The 13,851-nt window shown below is 41.0% G+C and carries 10 protein-coding genes; 7 read left to right on the top strand and 3 right to left on the bottom strand.

Going from position 1 to position 13,851, the window contains the following annotated elements; genetic code table 11:
* Positions 1 to 32: 32 nt before the first annotated feature.
* The 3 genes from HMPREF1535_RS18810 to guaD all read left to right on the top strand — a co-directional run bounded on the left by HMPREF1535_RS18810 (position 33) and on the right by guaD (position 4,231).
* Positions 33 to 1,673 carry a PAS domain-containing hybrid sensor histidine kinase/response regulator gene (locus tag HMPREF1535_RS18810; protein ID WP_007656877.1) on the top strand — a complete coding sequence of 547 codons (1,641 nt, stop codon included), beginning with the start codon at positions 33 to 35 and terminating at the stop codon, positions 1,671 to 1,673.
* A gap of 6 nt (positions 1,674 to 1,679) precedes the next feature.
* Positions 1,680 to 2,231, top strand: a complete 552-nt coding sequence (locus HMPREF1535_RS18805; protein ID WP_007656876.1) for a DJ-1 family glyoxalase III — start codon at positions 1,680 to 1,682, stop codon at positions 2,229 to 2,231.
* Positions 2,232 to 2,890: 659 nt separating this feature from the next.
* Positions 2,891 to 4,231, top strand: a complete 1,341-nt coding sequence (gene guaD / locus HMPREF1535_RS18800) for a guanine deaminase (protein ID WP_046147124.1) — start codon at positions 2,891 to 2,893, stop codon at positions 4,229 to 4,231.
* Here guaD and HMPREF1535_RS18795 read toward each other — a convergent pair.
* Together HMPREF1535_RS18795 and HMPREF1535_RS18790 are read right to left on the bottom strand one after the other, a co-directional pair.
* Complete coding sequence (locus HMPREF1535_RS18795; protein ID WP_046147123.1) at positions 4,196 to 5,194, bottom strand: 4Fe-4S binding protein; 999 nt, start codon at positions 5,192 to 5,194, stop codon at positions 4,196 to 4,198. The two genes, guaD and HMPREF1535_RS18795, sit on opposite strands and share 36 nt — an antisense overlap.
* Positions 5,163 to 5,390: a putative signal transducing protein gene (locus HMPREF1535_RS18790; protein WP_007656861.1), complete on the bottom strand. Its 228-nt coding sequence runs from the start codon at positions 5,388 to 5,390 to the stop codon at positions 5,163 to 5,165. Before HMPREF1535_RS18790 ends, HMPREF1535_RS18795 begins: the two co-directional genes overlap by 32 nt.
* A gap of 272 nt (positions 5,391 to 5,662) precedes the next feature.
* Here HMPREF1535_RS18790 and HMPREF1535_RS18780 point away from each other — a divergent pair, with 272 nt between their 5' ends.
* On the top strand, positions 5,663 to 6,022 hold the full coding sequence (locus HMPREF1535_RS18780; protein ID WP_046147122.1) for a hypothetical protein: 360 nt from the start codon (positions 5,663 to 5,665) through the stop codon (positions 6,020 to 6,022).
* Between the two features lie 117 nt (positions 6,023 to 6,139).
* Positions 6,140 to 8,452 carry an ABC transporter permease gene (locus HMPREF1535_RS18775; RefSeq protein ID WP_046147121.1) on the top strand — a complete coding sequence of 771 codons (2,313 nt, stop codon included), beginning with the start codon at positions 6,140 to 6,142 and terminating at the stop codon, positions 8,450 to 8,452.
* Positions 8,453 to 8,551: 99 nt separating this feature from the next.
* On the opposite strand, the gene HMPREF1535_RS18770 is transcribed toward HMPREF1535_RS18775, so the two are convergent.
* Positions 8,552 to 9,154, bottom strand: a complete 603-nt coding sequence (locus HMPREF1535_RS18770; protein WP_007656855.1) for an HU family DNA-binding protein — start codon at positions 9,152 to 9,154, stop codon at positions 8,552 to 8,554.
* A gap of 319 nt (positions 9,155 to 9,473) precedes the next feature.
* On the opposite strand from HMPREF1535_RS18770, the gene HMPREF1535_RS18765 reads away from it, so the two are divergent.
* Both HMPREF1535_RS18765 and HMPREF1535_RS18760 read left to right on the top strand, forming a co-directional pair.
* Positions 9,474 to 10,211: a DUF5131 family protein gene (locus tag HMPREF1535_RS18765; RefSeq protein ID WP_007656853.1), complete on the top strand. Its 738-nt coding sequence runs from the start codon at positions 9,474 to 9,476 to the stop codon at positions 10,209 to 10,211.
* Between the two features lie 553 nt (positions 10,212 to 10,764).
* On the top strand, positions 10,765 to 13,842 hold the full coding sequence (locus HMPREF1535_RS18760; protein WP_232312547.1) for a SusC/RagA family TonB-linked outer membrane protein: 3,078 nt from the start codon (positions 10,765 to 10,767) through the stop codon (positions 13,840 to 13,842).
* Positions 13,843 to 13,851: the final 9 nt, after the last annotated feature.

Here is a 13,851-nt window from a genome sequence, read left to right as displayed (position 1 = left end):
AAGTTACAATTATAAACCTTGATTTCTAATATATGAACATGTACGAAAACCTTTCAAAAGAAGAACTGATCCAGCGCATTAAAGTGTTGGAAACGGATTTGGCAGCATCAGTCATGAAGAATGCTGAGATAGAGAAAATGAGCGAAAATCTTCTGAATCAGCGCAAAATTAATTTCCTGAATATCTTAATGAATACTATTCTGTCAAATATCTTTGTCGTTATAGCCGTAAAAGATGTTTTCGACAGTTTTAAATATATTTACTTCAATCAGGCGGCCGAAGACTTTATGGGGGCTAAATCTTCCGAGGTGTTAGGTAAGACAGACTTTGATCTGTTTTCTGATCCGCGCAGGGCGCATGAAATCCGTACGGAAGATTATTCAACGATCAACCACGGACGAATCCATAAATCGGTGGTTGAATATGAGAAACCGAACGGTGAAATCCGTATTGTGAACATCATCCGTTTATTGATAACCAACCCGGACCCGGGAGCTTCTCCTTTGTTATTGGCTATGCTTTGGGATATTACGGAACAGCGGCAAAATGAGCTGGATCTGATCAAGGCCCAGGAGGCGGATAAAATGAAGAATGCCTTTATTGCTAATATGAGCCATGAGATCCGTACGCCATTGAACGCGATAGTAGGTTTCTCCCGGTTGATTACCGAAACGGATAATGCCAGTGAACAACAGGAGTATCTTACAATTATCAATAACAACAGCGACCTGTTGCTCCAATTGATCAACGATATTCTGGATTTTGCAAAGATAGAATCCGGAACGTTGAATTATAACCTGTCGTGGGTGGATCTGAAAGATGTCTGCCAGGAAGTTTATATTTCGCAATCATTGAAAATGACTTCGGATGTGGCATTGCTGTATAATGGAGATATGTTGCCTTCTGTCAGGTTACGGACAGATACACAGCGTATTGAACAGGTATTGCTGAATCTTTTATCCAATGCTATAAAATGTACGAATCAGGGATTTGTCTCTTTGTCGTATGAGGTGGAGGGTGATTTTGTAAGGGTTTCTGTCACTGATACCGGTATTGGAATCGATAAGGAGAAGCAGGCATCTGTATTCGAGCGGTTCGTAAAATTGGATGATTTCAGGCAAGGGACCGGCTTGGGACTGTCTATCTGTAAGATGATCATAGAAAAGTTAGGCGGAGAAATAGGCCTTCGGTCGGAATTGGGCAAAGGGTCGACATTCTGGTTTACGCTGCCATTAGCAGTTCCGGAAGAGTCTGAAAAGAAAGAAGCAGGCAATGAAATTCCTATGGAGATCATTCCGGATGCTTTGCCAGGGCAATATACAATCTTGATTGCAGAAGATGTGTTGGAAAATTATCTTTTGCTGCAAGCAGTCTTAAAGCAACATTATCGTCTGATTTATGCGGAAAACGGACAGATTGCCGTACAGCAGTTTAAGGATTACAAGCCGGATATTGTTTTGATGGATATAAAAATGCCGGTGATGGACGGTTATGCCGCCACGTGTAAAATACGTGAATTATCTTCAGATGTTCCTATTCTGGCTCTTTCTGCATTTGCATTTGATGAAGAAAAAGAGAAAGCGAAGTGTTGCCGGTTTAATGATTATCTGGTGAAACCCGTAGATATTCCATTGTTGAAATATAAGATCAAGTATTATCTCAATAAAAAATAATATAATATGAAGCAAGCGTTTATATTCCTGGCTACAGGATTTGAAGAAATAGAGGCGTTAGGCACAGCCGATATTTTACGTAGGGGAGGTGTCAGAGTCTCTACCATCTCGATTAACGGTGAAACCCGGGTAATGGGGGCGCATAATATCCCGGTGATAGCAGATTACCTGTTTGAAGAGGCCGATTTTAGTGCGGCAGATGCTTTAATTCTTCCGGGAGGTATTCCGGGAAGCAATCATCTGAATACTTGTACCCGCCTGAAAGAACTTATACTGGAAAAGAATAAAGAAAATATAATTCTGGGAGCGATCTGTGCAGGACCTATGGTTTTAGGCGGCTTAGGATTATTGAAAGGACGTAAGGCCACTTGTTTCCCGAACTTCGAACCGACTATGATAGGAGCCATCCCTACCGGTAATGGTGTTGAGCAAGATGGAAATATCATAACCTGCCAGGGGCCCGGTTTTGTATTCGAATTTGGATTATCCTTATTGAAGGTTTTACGGGATGATGAAATAGCGGGAGAAGTGGCGGATGCCTTGCTGGTAAGAAACTGAAAATAAAAGAAACGGGAGTTATTAATAACAATAGCTCCCGTTATGTAACCATCATAATTAGAGTTACTTGACTATTACAGGTTTATTGACTAGCTTTAACAATCCCCCCGGCCTCCTCTCCAGATTGGAACTTCATAATAATGTTTCATCAAATGCACTGTCATACTATCATATTTTTATATAATGCACATATAATCAATATGTTATATAAAAATATGATAGTATGATAGTTCTTTTATGTTTATGATAGTTATGAAAAACGCTCTCCATTTTTTTTATGGCTGTGTTCATAAGTATCTCCATATTACAGCAGCATAGATAACACGTATATCCGGTAAAGGGTTGCGGGGCCTTCTTTGTGCATTGAAGACTTGAGAAAATTTAGCCGATTTTCACTTAATCGCACAAATATCACACGCAACGCAAGGCTTCAAATCAAAAGCCTTTTCAGTTGCAAATATACATATTAATAATATTTCAACCAATGATAATCCATCTCTTATTTTAGTTTATCCTTATTAATTCTCATCAAGGGCAAAGAGTTGATTTATTATTTTTAATGTAGTTGTTTCTGCTTTTAGTCGGATTCTAACAATTTTCTTACCTTTGATGTTACATTGTTATATTATCTGTTGATTTGATAAAAGTAAAGAATGAAGATGGATGAAACGGTATATTTGTATAAAGGTGAAGTCTTTTATTTTAAGGATTCTCCCCTGAAGTTTGATGAATCTTATAGTTATTATCCCGACGGAGCATTGGTGGTCTGTCGAGGAAAAATCATAGAAGCCGGAGCTTATGAAAATATAAAAGAGCGTTATCCGGAGGCATTCGTTACTGATTATTCCGGGAAACTTCTGATGCCCGGCCTGATCGATTCACATATCCATTATCCTCAGTCGGAAATGATAGGTATGTATGGCAAACAGCTGCTCGATTGGCTGAACGAATATACGTATCCCACGGAAGAGGCTTTTGGAGATTCTGAATATGCCGGACGGGTAGCCCGTTTCTTTGTAAATGAACTTTTTCGCAACGGCACTACGACCTGTATGGCTTATGCAACGGTTCATAAAGAATCTGTTAATGCTCTCTTTTCGGTTGCTTCCGAATATAACATGCAAATGCTGACCGGTAAGGTCTTGATGAACCGTAACGCACCGCAGTCTTTGATGGATACTGAAGAAAGCGGGGAGGCTGATAGTCGGGAGCTGATCGAAGCCTGGCATAAAAAAGGACGTAATCTTTATGTGATTACTCCCCGTTTTTCTATTACTTCCACTCACGGTCAATTGATTAGTGCCGCCCGTTTGCATGAAGAATATCCCGATACTTACATTCAAACGCATTTGTCGGAAAACCGGAATGAAATAGATTCAGCCCTTGAATTGTCTCCGGAATGTTCTGACTATCTGGAAGTTTATGAACGGGCAGGATTAGTTACCGAACGTTCCGTATTCGGCCATTGCATTCATCTATCCGATTCGGAATGTCGCCGAATGGCCGAGGCTGGAGCGATAATAGCCCATTGCCCCACGTCAAACTTGTTTTTGGGAAGCGGCCTGTTCGATATGCAACAGGCAAACCGGATCAATATCCAAACGACACTGGCTACAGACGTTGGTGCCGGCACATCTTTCTCTTTATTCCGGACCATGGGAGAGTCCTATAAAGTACAACAACTGAACGGGTATCCTATGTCTGTATTCGAATCATTATATAAATGTACGCGCGGTACGGCTAAAGCCTTGAAACTGGATGATAAGATAGGCAGTTTCGACCAGGGCAGGGATGCTGATTTTATTGTAGTTGATTCTACGGCTACTCCTTCCCAGCAAATGCGGAAAGATTATCTTGAACGTAAGGGGAAATGGAATCTTGAAAATAAATTGTTCGGTATCCAGACGTTGGGGGATGACCGTAATATAGTTGCCACTTATGTGGCGGGGAATCCTGTTTACCAGTCAGATACGTGCAATCATCAGAAAACAGGTATGTAAAACGACTGTAATAATAATCCAAAGGCGTTCGGCAGTAGCCGGACGCAATTTGAAAAAACGATATTCCAGTCCTCCATGTTTACAGGCGGAGAGGCAGTCGCCGCAATAAGTACAGGTGTAACCGATTTTTCCTTTTTCTATATTTTCTTTGTGCAACGCATCATATTTGCATGATTTCAGACAAGCCATGCAGTGTGTACAGTCTGTATTGAGTTTTACCCGGAAAGGAGAGAGGTACTTCATAAAAGACACCAGTGTTCCTATCGGACAATAACTACTGCAATGGATCATCTTTTTCTTCCGGCGTGATAGTATCAACATGATACCCAGTCCGATAATCCCGACAATCAGTCCGGCAACCGTTGCCATCCATCCGCTTGCCCCGGATAACCGTAATGCAATAGCCCCTGCTATTACCAGAAAAAATACACTGTAACGTAATTGCTTATGATAGCGAAAAACATTCTTTTCTGTCTTCCCTTTTACGCTCCATGCATCAAATGACCCGAAATAACAAAGCTGGCTGCACCAGGCAGGTCCCGAAAGCAGCAATGTACTCAGGAAAAGTATCGGCATAAACAATCCCTCCAACCGGTAAATCGGGCCGGCCAGTATGATTGCCGGAACGGGTAAATGCAGCTTTCCGGTCATCAGAAAGACAGAATCGACAGTTACGCCTAAAAGTAACTGCCCGAAGAAAACAATAGAAAAAAGCAACCAGGCCCGGACTCGCCATTTGGGACGTTCTTTCCGATCCTGCATTTTATAACTGAGCAGTGCCCCGTAAATAATGGCGATACCAACCTGTATCCATCCTGCGGATGGCATAAGCCGTTCCGATAGCAGCAATGGTTTCTCGGGAACGACCTGCACGATCGTCAATAAAATAGCAATCAGTATCGCCGTTATAGCTGAAGTATAAAGAAACTGTTTATTCATCACCCACAAGTTCCGGAAATCCATTCTTCAAGACTTCTTTCGCTTTTTCATAATCACTCTCAAAAACATATATCTCGATCTGGAATCCCGGAATATTCCCGAATACCGTAGAAAGATGTTCGTTCTTGAGAAAAGATTCTATACCTTCATTTCTTAACGCGCTTTGTAACAGGCTAGCCTGAACATTATTATCCGCTGTTGATAAAAGAATCGTTTCCATACTATTGAGTTTTATGTATTACTACTTCTACAAAGATACTTTTTTTATCCCTAAAACATATTGTATGGATGAAATAATAAAGAACCGGATGATGTTATTTTTCCGTGATTCTCCGCGTGTTCTGTGTTGTCCGTGTACCATTAAAATGGCTATTCCGCAAAAAATATACATTGATGTATTATACATTGATGTATATTTTGTATATTTGTCTTATCTATTAATTGAATTACAGATTGTGAGTTCACCTTTTCAATATTGAATACAATAATAATATGAAACTCCTGAAAGTGTTGTTACTATGCCTTTTCTCTTTTGTAACGCTGCAAATCATTGCAGAGAAGAAGGCTTCGTATGTTCAAAACCCTCAGGAGGTTAATCTTTCAGATTTTCGGGGACAAGCAATTCAGCCTGCTGTTTTTCTGATTCGTGATATCCAACCGGTCCCCGTATTATTTAATAGTCTTGACTGGTTCATTCTGTTGTTGATCCCAGTAGTATTATTAATTGTCAGTCTTTCAAGCAGACTGTACCTGCACAAACTTTTTGATCAGGAAAAAGTCTCCTTACGATATAAAATATTCCTTTGGCAGAAGCGGTATTCCTGCTTCACCCTTTGCTGCATGCTTAATTAAATCTGTTTCAGGAAAAATTTGAATCCCTGCTGTCGTCTGGCAGGGGAAACGTTTGGTGTATCCGGTGGATACATCTAGTTACTTTATTACCTGAAATACAAACTAAAACAAATTATTATGCATGCCATATACAGGAATTTTATTTCCGTACTACGATTCAATAAAACAGCAGCCATACTGAATATTATGGGATTGGCGATTGCCTATATCGTTTTTGCAACGATTTATGCACAGGTTGATTTTGCCAATAAATTTGACCGGTTCCATCCACAAGTGGATCATATTTACAGGGTAGACTGTAAAACCCCTGCATCTGTATGGTCCGTACATTCCAGATTGCTGATCGATGCTTTTGTGTCTACTTCTCCTTATATACAGAAAAGTACGTTGATCAATCCCTTTATCGGAGAATGTTATTTTACGACCGATGTCAACGGTAACCAGACAGGTTTCAAAGAAACGGTACAAACTTGTTCTCCGGATATCACCGGGATATTTGATTTTGTTTTCCGCGAGGGGACTCCCGATTGTTTGAAGCAGCCGGAGATGTGCCTGATACCCGAAAGTCTGGCCCGCAGGATATTCGGGAGTATTTCGGTTGCCGGAAAACAATTGACGGCAGAAGGAAATATCTGGACGAAAGACAGGAAATCATTGACCGTAGGAGGTGTCTATAAAGATTTTCCGGAAAATAGTCAGCTGGCAAATGCTGTTTATACGGCAGTTAGTCCCTCTTACCAGTATGAATCATGGGATGATTATACTTATGTCTGTTATATCCTAGTCACTCCGGGAGCGGATAAGAAGGAGATATGTTCCGCTTTTGCCCGTTGTTTCAATGTGGAAGATGCACCGGACTATAAAGAAGCGGAAGTCAAGCTGACGAACCTGGCGGATATCTATTATGAGCCGGTCACTTCCCAGATGAAGTTTATCAAATCAGGAAAGAAAGAAAACATGAACCGGATGCTGATGGTGGCTTTTCTGGTGGCGTTGATTGCGATGATCAATTATATCAACTATTCGGTGGCCCTTATACCTTACCGGATTAAAAGCATCAATATCCGAAAGATTGCCGGGGCATCGGTTGCCAGGCTGCGTTGTGCCCAACTGTTTGAATCCGTTGTGATTTCGCTGGTGGCTTGCCTGCCAGCCGTATTGTTGAACTTGTCTCTTGATATACCGGTTCTCTTACGGCTGGTTTCTTTGTCTTTGGCGGTAGGATTCATTGCGGGTATCTATCCGGCCGTTAGCGCCACTTCCATTTCCATGCAGATGGCATTGAAAGGTTCTTATGGATTGTCTCCCAAAGGTTTGGCATTAAGGAAAATGCTTATAGGTATCCAATATATAATTTCTTTTACTTTGGTTATTCTGGCATTTGTGATCTATCAGCAGAACAGATATATGGAATCCCGTTCATTCGGATATGGTAAAAACCGTATTGCAGTAGTTGTGCTGAATGGGAAAACGGTCGGGAAGATCGACCTGTTCACGAATGAATTGAAGAAATATTCCGGTATTGAAGATGTCGCTTTCTCTTCCGCAAAGGTCGGTGCAGAAGAGTTATACCGGGGCGGCGGAGCAGAAAAGAATAACGAAATGATGTATTTTCATTATTTGAATGTTTCGCCCAACTTCCTGTCAGTGATGGATATCCCGGTAATGGAGGGAAGGTGTCCCCGCCAGGAAGACCGGCAGTCAAAGGATTTATTATTCGTCTTTAACCGGAAAGCGAAAGAAGAATACGGACTGGAGGTCGGGGACAGGCTCATTACCTACTGGAAGGATAAAGGAATGGTTATCGGGATCACGGATGAATTGAAAATAAATTCTTTGCGGACCGGTGCTTACCCGTTGGCTTTCGTCATTAATGAAAAGAATGCCGGCATGCCGGTTGCCTGTATAAAGATAAGGCAAGGGGCGGATATGGAAAAGGCGACAGAGCATATACGGCAAACATTTAAAGAGATCGATCCTGCTTATCCTGTTGAAATAGAGTATTATGAAACGATTATCAGGCAACTTTACCGGGATGAAATACGTACCGGACGGATTGTTTCCGCCTCATGTCTTGCCTCTGTCCTGATCTCTTTGTCGGGTATTTTGGGATTGGTATTATTTGAAACCCAATATCGGCGTAGGGAGATTGCGATACGGAAAGTACTCGGTGCGACCGTAAAAGATGTTTTATACCGGTTTAACAGGACGTATCTGATGGTATTGATCGTGAGTTTTGTTATCTCTGTACCTGTATCCATCTATTTTGCAGGTGAATGGTTGAAGAATTTTGCATATAAAGTTCCGCTAGACTGGATGGTTTATGTGGTATCGTTCTTCTCCATCCTGCTGCTAACTGTTTTTGTTGTTACCCTGCAAACCTGGAGGACGGCAAACGAAAATCCAGTGAATTCCTTGTCTGTCAATTAAGTGTAGGCTTGTTTTTTATTTATTAACTCGCTGGTGTGTTGTTTATAAGAGCGTCATTACTGTTTTTTTGACGCTCTTATAAACAGATTATTCTCGGATCTACAATATCTTAGGTAAAGTATAAACAGCTATTTTACGGTAGCCTTGTTTGACGATTTTCTTTCCGGCAATCAACTCCTTGATATCTTTCAATGCCAGGTAACGCGTACATTCATTTATTCCCATACAATCGGAACTCATGATCGTTTCATGTTTTTCAAGATATTGAATGATCCTGGCTTTCCGTTCTTCACCGTTGTATTTGACGGGTTTCGATGATCCCGGCTTTCTTTCCACGTTCATGCAACGAAGCCGTTCTGTGATCTCTTTTGAGCAACGGAAATTTACCGATTTAAAAGCGATATCTTCTGCGCGTACTTGCCGGGGATTCGTTATTTTAGGACATTTCAGTGAGACGGAAAAATGTCCCAGACCTTCCAGTTCAACTTCATCGCCATCTTCCAGATACGATACGAGTACATCGGCAAAAGCCTGCAATAGCCCTTTCACATCTCCCGGGCTGAAGGAAGTACATTCGGATATTTCCCGTGTGACCCGGTCGATCCGTATGGTTCTTCCCGGTATGATCCGGGCATGAAGAATATCACTCTCTTTTTCTCCCTTATGCGGAGGATTCCTGAAAAGTCCGTATTGTGCGGTCATAATACTAGTGTGTTTTAATTGTAAGGTTACTACTTTCAAATCCAAACATCCGTATCTTCTATATTTTTGACCCAGGTCGAAAACATTTACTACCTTGGTCAAAAACGTTTAGCACCTAGGTCGAAAACGTTTGTTATCCAGGTCAAAAATATAAAAGGTTGGGAACAAATATATTGAAAGATAAGAGGAAAAACAAGGAAAGAAGGAAGAAATATATCAGGAATTCACCGGATTATTTGCTTTCTGTAGGTAAAAGGAGTAAATTTATTGTACTTTCGCATTGATTTTACTGAAGTTTCACGGGTATAAAGAGAAGAGGATGGGCTCAAAAGCATCTATATGGAATCCCTGGCATGGCTGTCACAAATTAAGTGAAGGCTGCCGGCATTGCTATGTTTATCGTTCGGACGGTAAATATGGTAAAGACAGTTCTGTTGTAGCTAAAACGGAAAAGTTTAATCTGCCTTTGCAACAGAAAAAGAACAAAACCTATAAGATACCTTCGGGAAACCTTGTTTATACTTGCTTCACATCGGATTTTCTGGTAGAAGATGCAGATGAATGGCGTGAAGAAGCCTGGGAAATGATACGAAAACGACAAGACCTTCATTTCCTTTTTATTACCAAGAGGATCGACCGGTTGCATGAATGTCTTCCGGCTGACTGGGGAGATGGGTATGACCATGTAACTATTTGCTGCACCATGGAAAACCAGGACCGGATCGATTATCGCCTGCCTATCTATAAAGCCGCTCCGATAAAACATAAAATCATTATTTGCGAACCGCTTCTCGGTCCGATTGATTTCAGGGGTGAATTGGGCGATTGGGTGGAACAGGTGGTGGTCGGTGGGGAATCCGGAAAGGAGGCCCGTGTTTGCAATTATGATTGGGTATTGGATATCCGCCAGCAGTGCATAGAGAAAAATATCAACTTTTGGTTTAAACAAACAGGCGCTTATCTGTTGAAAGATGGGCGTGAATATAAAATAGCCCGCCAATTCCAACACTCACAGGCAAGAAAGGCGGCTATTAATTTTGAGGTAGATAAACCTTAGAAATAGTGATTTAATTTTTTGACATACCTTCCCCAAATCTTACCCGTAAGATCCTCAGACATCAAGAATAACGAATAAATAGGCGGTAAATATGATAAATTAATAGAGCGTTATTATTCTTTAAATAAGTGAAGTAAAAACACTATAAATATTAAGATGACTAGAAAAAACGATCGTTTATTTTTGTCTGTAAAAGTAGATTATTTATCCTAAACGAACAACTTTTATGAATATTATTTACGTCTTGTATTTCATAGTTTAATATAATATATCCACTAAAATGCTCAGTAATAATGGAATGACTAAAAAAAACGATCGTTTTTTTTAGTCATTCTGATTTTATACATAAAGTTCATTAATCATCACAGAGAGTTGCAATATGTAGTTAATAACGCTAGTAAACAAGACAAATCATGAAAAAGAAGCGAAAATTAAGAGTAAATGTAATCTTATTTTTACCAGAGAGAAATGTTTTTATCGATTGTTTAACCGAATAATTAAAAGTATGACAAACAGAATTAACCTATTTCGAGGCTTGATAAAACCTCACGAAATGAATTATCTGAAAATAGGAGGTATCGGTACCTTACTATTATGTATGTCACCGCATTTCGTTATGGCTGATACCGGTAATGATGCGGCAGTAACGATTACCCAACAGAAGGGAAATACCGTGACAGGTGTTATTACAGACGATACGGGTGAACCTCTTATCGGAGTGAATGTAAAAATTAAAGATTCAACGGTCGGTACTATTACTGATTTTGAAGGTAAATTTACATTGGAAGCTCCTGTTGGCAGCCAATTGGAAATTTCTTACATCGGGTATAAACCCCAGATTATTACTGTAGGAAATGCGCCTGTTAAACTAAAGATGAAAGAAGACTCACAGGCTTTGGATGAAGTCATTGTCGTCGGTTACGGAACGACTTCTACCCGTAAAATGGTAGGCGCAGTCACCTCCATGAAGACAGACAAAATCGATCAATTGCCTTTTAGTAACACGGCCTCTGCATTACAGGGACGTACGCCGGGTGTTATCGTTCAGCAAGGTGGCGCGGAACCGGGATCTACTCCAACTATTTCTATTCGTGGTGGTGGTACTCCTTTGTATGTTATCGATGGAGTAGTTCGCGAAGCACAGGATTTCAATAGCTTGAACTCTTCTGATATTGAAAAAATCAGTATTTTGAAGGATGCCAGTGCAACGGCGGTATATGGTGCCCGTGCCGGTAATGGTATCATTATGGTACAGACCAAGAGGGGAAAAGAAGGTCAGACTAAAATAGAATATACGGGAGGACTCGATTTCAGTTCGCCTACTGTTTTGCCGGACAGAGTGAATACGGCGGAATATACAGGCGCCGCCAACCAGGCCGCAGCCTATGATGGGATAGCCCCGGTATATCCTGCTGATGTTATTGCGACTCTGCCTGATACCGATTGGCAGAAACTTGCACTGAGGAATAATGCCATCCAGCAACGTCATGCCCTTTCTTTCTCCGGTATTAAAAACGGAGTTAATTACTATACGGCACTGGGCATTTTAGATCAGGGATCTTTATTCAAGGAAGGTCATAATGATAAATATACACGTTATAATCTCCGCAGTAATGTTTCAACAACATTCGATCCGATAGGATTGGAAGTCGGTTTGAATATTGACGGTGCATGGGAAAGAAAGCATCCGACTATTAAAGGCGCTTATGCCGTTTGGCGTGATATCAATGCTGCCAAACCAACTATTGACGCTTATAATCCGGATGGGACATTTAGTGCTTTATCATTGCATCCGCTGGCTTATCTTGATAAACGCTCAGGCTACAATAATAATGACGATAAATATGCAAATGTCCAGGTGTATGCCAATTGGGCTGTACCGTTTGTAAAAGGTTTGAAAGCCGGTTTCACAGGTAATTTCCGTATCGCAGATTCTAATTCGAAATCATTTAACGCCAATGCTCCTCAATATACCAGTGACGGCTCGATGGTTCCCAAAGATTTCCGTTCACTCAGGATGTCTAATTCATGGGGATGGCGTAACTCGTTCGATGTAAATGTACAATACGGGAAAACATTCGGCAAACATAATTTTGAAGTACAAGGTGTTTATACGTTCCAGCAGACATTCGATGAAAATTTCTGGGCATATCGTGAAGGTTTTATCTCTTCCGACTTCGACCAGTTATTTGCAGGAGATGCTTCTACACAGCAAAATTCAGGTTTTGCAGAGAAGAGTGCCCGTGTCGGTTATGTGGGGCGTGTAAAATATGATTATGCAGGCAGATATCTGTTTGAAGGAAACTTCCGCATAGACGGCTCCGATAACTTTGCCAAAGGGTCTCGTTTCGGATTTTTCCCTTCTGCCGCTTTGGCATGGGTGGTTTCGGAAGAAGGTTTTATGAAAGAACTGAATGAAAGAAACATTCTAAACTTCTTTAAGATCAGAGCTTCTTTCGGACAGGTCGGTCTGGAAGGTCTGGAGGATTTATCCGGTGATAATTACCGGAATATGCGCTTCAGATATGTCCCGGCTTACAGCTTTAACTCTAAGGGGTATGTTATCGATGGCAAATTCGTTTCCAGTTTCTCGGAAGGACCTTTGGTTTCGAATGATTTGAGTTGGTATACTAAAGATGTATGGGATATCGGGGTCGACCTGACAACCTTACAAAACCGTTTGTCGGCATCATTCGATTATTTTTACTATCGAACTAAAGGGTATTTGATTTCTCCGCAGAACAGATATACTACACCTCTGGGAAAGGATTTGCCGCAGGTGAAATCAGAGAGTGTGCATCGTCGTGCCGGATTTGAAATGAATTTCCGTTGGAAAGATGCTGTTCAAGAATTTCATTATGAAATAGGTTTCAATGTGACCGGTTACAATGAATTATGGGAGAAAAAGGAGGATGAATCGTTATCTAGTTTGATGAATCCTAAAAAGCGTGTTACCCACACAAAGAATTTTTACGGAACAGCTTATCGAAACGATGGTTTATACCAAAGCGGGCAACAGATATTGGATAGTCCGCGGCGAGAAGCCTCCAACGAGTTGAAACCGGGTGATATCGCTTATCAGGATATTAATGGTGACGGTAAAATTGACGGAGAAGACCAGGTTCGTATCGGTAAACCAACTTTCCCGTCTGTAAGTTATGGTATCGATTTCAGTTTGGATTACAAGGGGTTCTTCGTCAACGGGTTATTCCAGGGTACCGGAGAACGTTACCGGGCGCTTGATGAATTCATGAGAGGAACACATACTGAGGCATTAACATATAAATTTCAGTTGGATTACTGGCGTCCTGATAATACGGATGCAATGTTTCCGCGTATGTCTACTATGACTGGTCTGAACGGAGATAACAACTATGGGGTCGGTTCGGATTTCTGGTATCATAATGCATCCTATTTCCGTTTGAAGAGTCTGCAGGTAGGATATGATTTCAAAAAACTTCTATTGAAGGATAACAAGCTGTTTTCCTCTTTGCGTCTGTCTGTCTTGGGAACAAACATCTTTACGATTTCGGATGTGAAAGATTTCTATGACCCGGAACTAAATGCGAATAACGGGTATGCATACCCGACACAAAAGACGTATTCTATTGTATTAAATGTCGGATTCTAAAATAACAGA

The organism is Parabacteroides goldsteinii DSM 19448 = WAL 12034 (genome assembly GCF_000969835.1).
GTDB classification, from domain to species: Bacteria; Bacteroidota; Bacteroidia; order Bacteroidales; family Tannerellaceae; genus Parabacteroides; species Parabacteroides goldsteinii.
Note: the sequence above shows the minus strand (reverse complement) of the source record. Positions and strands in the feature narration are given on the sequence as shown.

Excerpts from the sequence above, each read along its gene's own strand:
- HMPREF1535_RS18810 (WP_007656877.1), top strand. The coding sequence starts at position 33 with ATGAACATGTACGAAAACCTTTCAAAAGAAGAACTGATCCAGCGCATT.
- HMPREF1535_RS18805 (WP_007656876.1), top strand. The coding sequence starts at position 1,680 with ATGAAGCAAGCGTTTATATTCCTGGCTACAGGATTTGAAGAAATAGAG.
- guaD (WP_046147124.1), top strand. The coding sequence starts at position 2,891 with ATGGATGAAACGGTATATTTGTATAAAGGTGAAGTCTTTTATTTTAAG.
- HMPREF1535_RS18795 (WP_046147123.1), bottom strand. The coding sequence starts at position 5,194 with ATGGATTTCCGGAACTTGTGGGTGATGAATAAACAGTTTCTTTATACT.
- HMPREF1535_RS18790 (WP_007656861.1), bottom strand. The coding sequence starts at position 5,390 with ATGGAAACGATTCTTTTATCAACAGCGGATAATAATGTTCAGGCTAGC.
- HMPREF1535_RS18780 (WP_046147122.1), top strand. The coding sequence starts at position 5,663 with ATGAAACTCCTGAAAGTGTTGTTACTATGCCTTTTCTCTTTTGTAACG.
- HMPREF1535_RS18775 (WP_046147121.1), top strand. The coding sequence starts at position 6,140 with ATGCATGCCATATACAGGAATTTTATTTCCGTACTACGATTCAATAAA.
- HMPREF1535_RS18770 (WP_007656855.1), bottom strand. The coding sequence starts at position 9,154 with ATGACCGCACAATACGGACTTTTCAGGAATCCTCCGCATAAGGGAGAA.
- HMPREF1535_RS18765 (WP_007656853.1), top strand. The coding sequence starts at position 9,474 with ATGGGCTCAAAAGCATCTATATGGAATCCCTGGCATGGCTGTCACAAA.
- HMPREF1535_RS18760 (WP_232312547.1), top strand. The coding sequence starts at position 10,765 with ATGAATTATCTGAAAATAGGAGGTATCGGTACCTTACTATTATGTATG.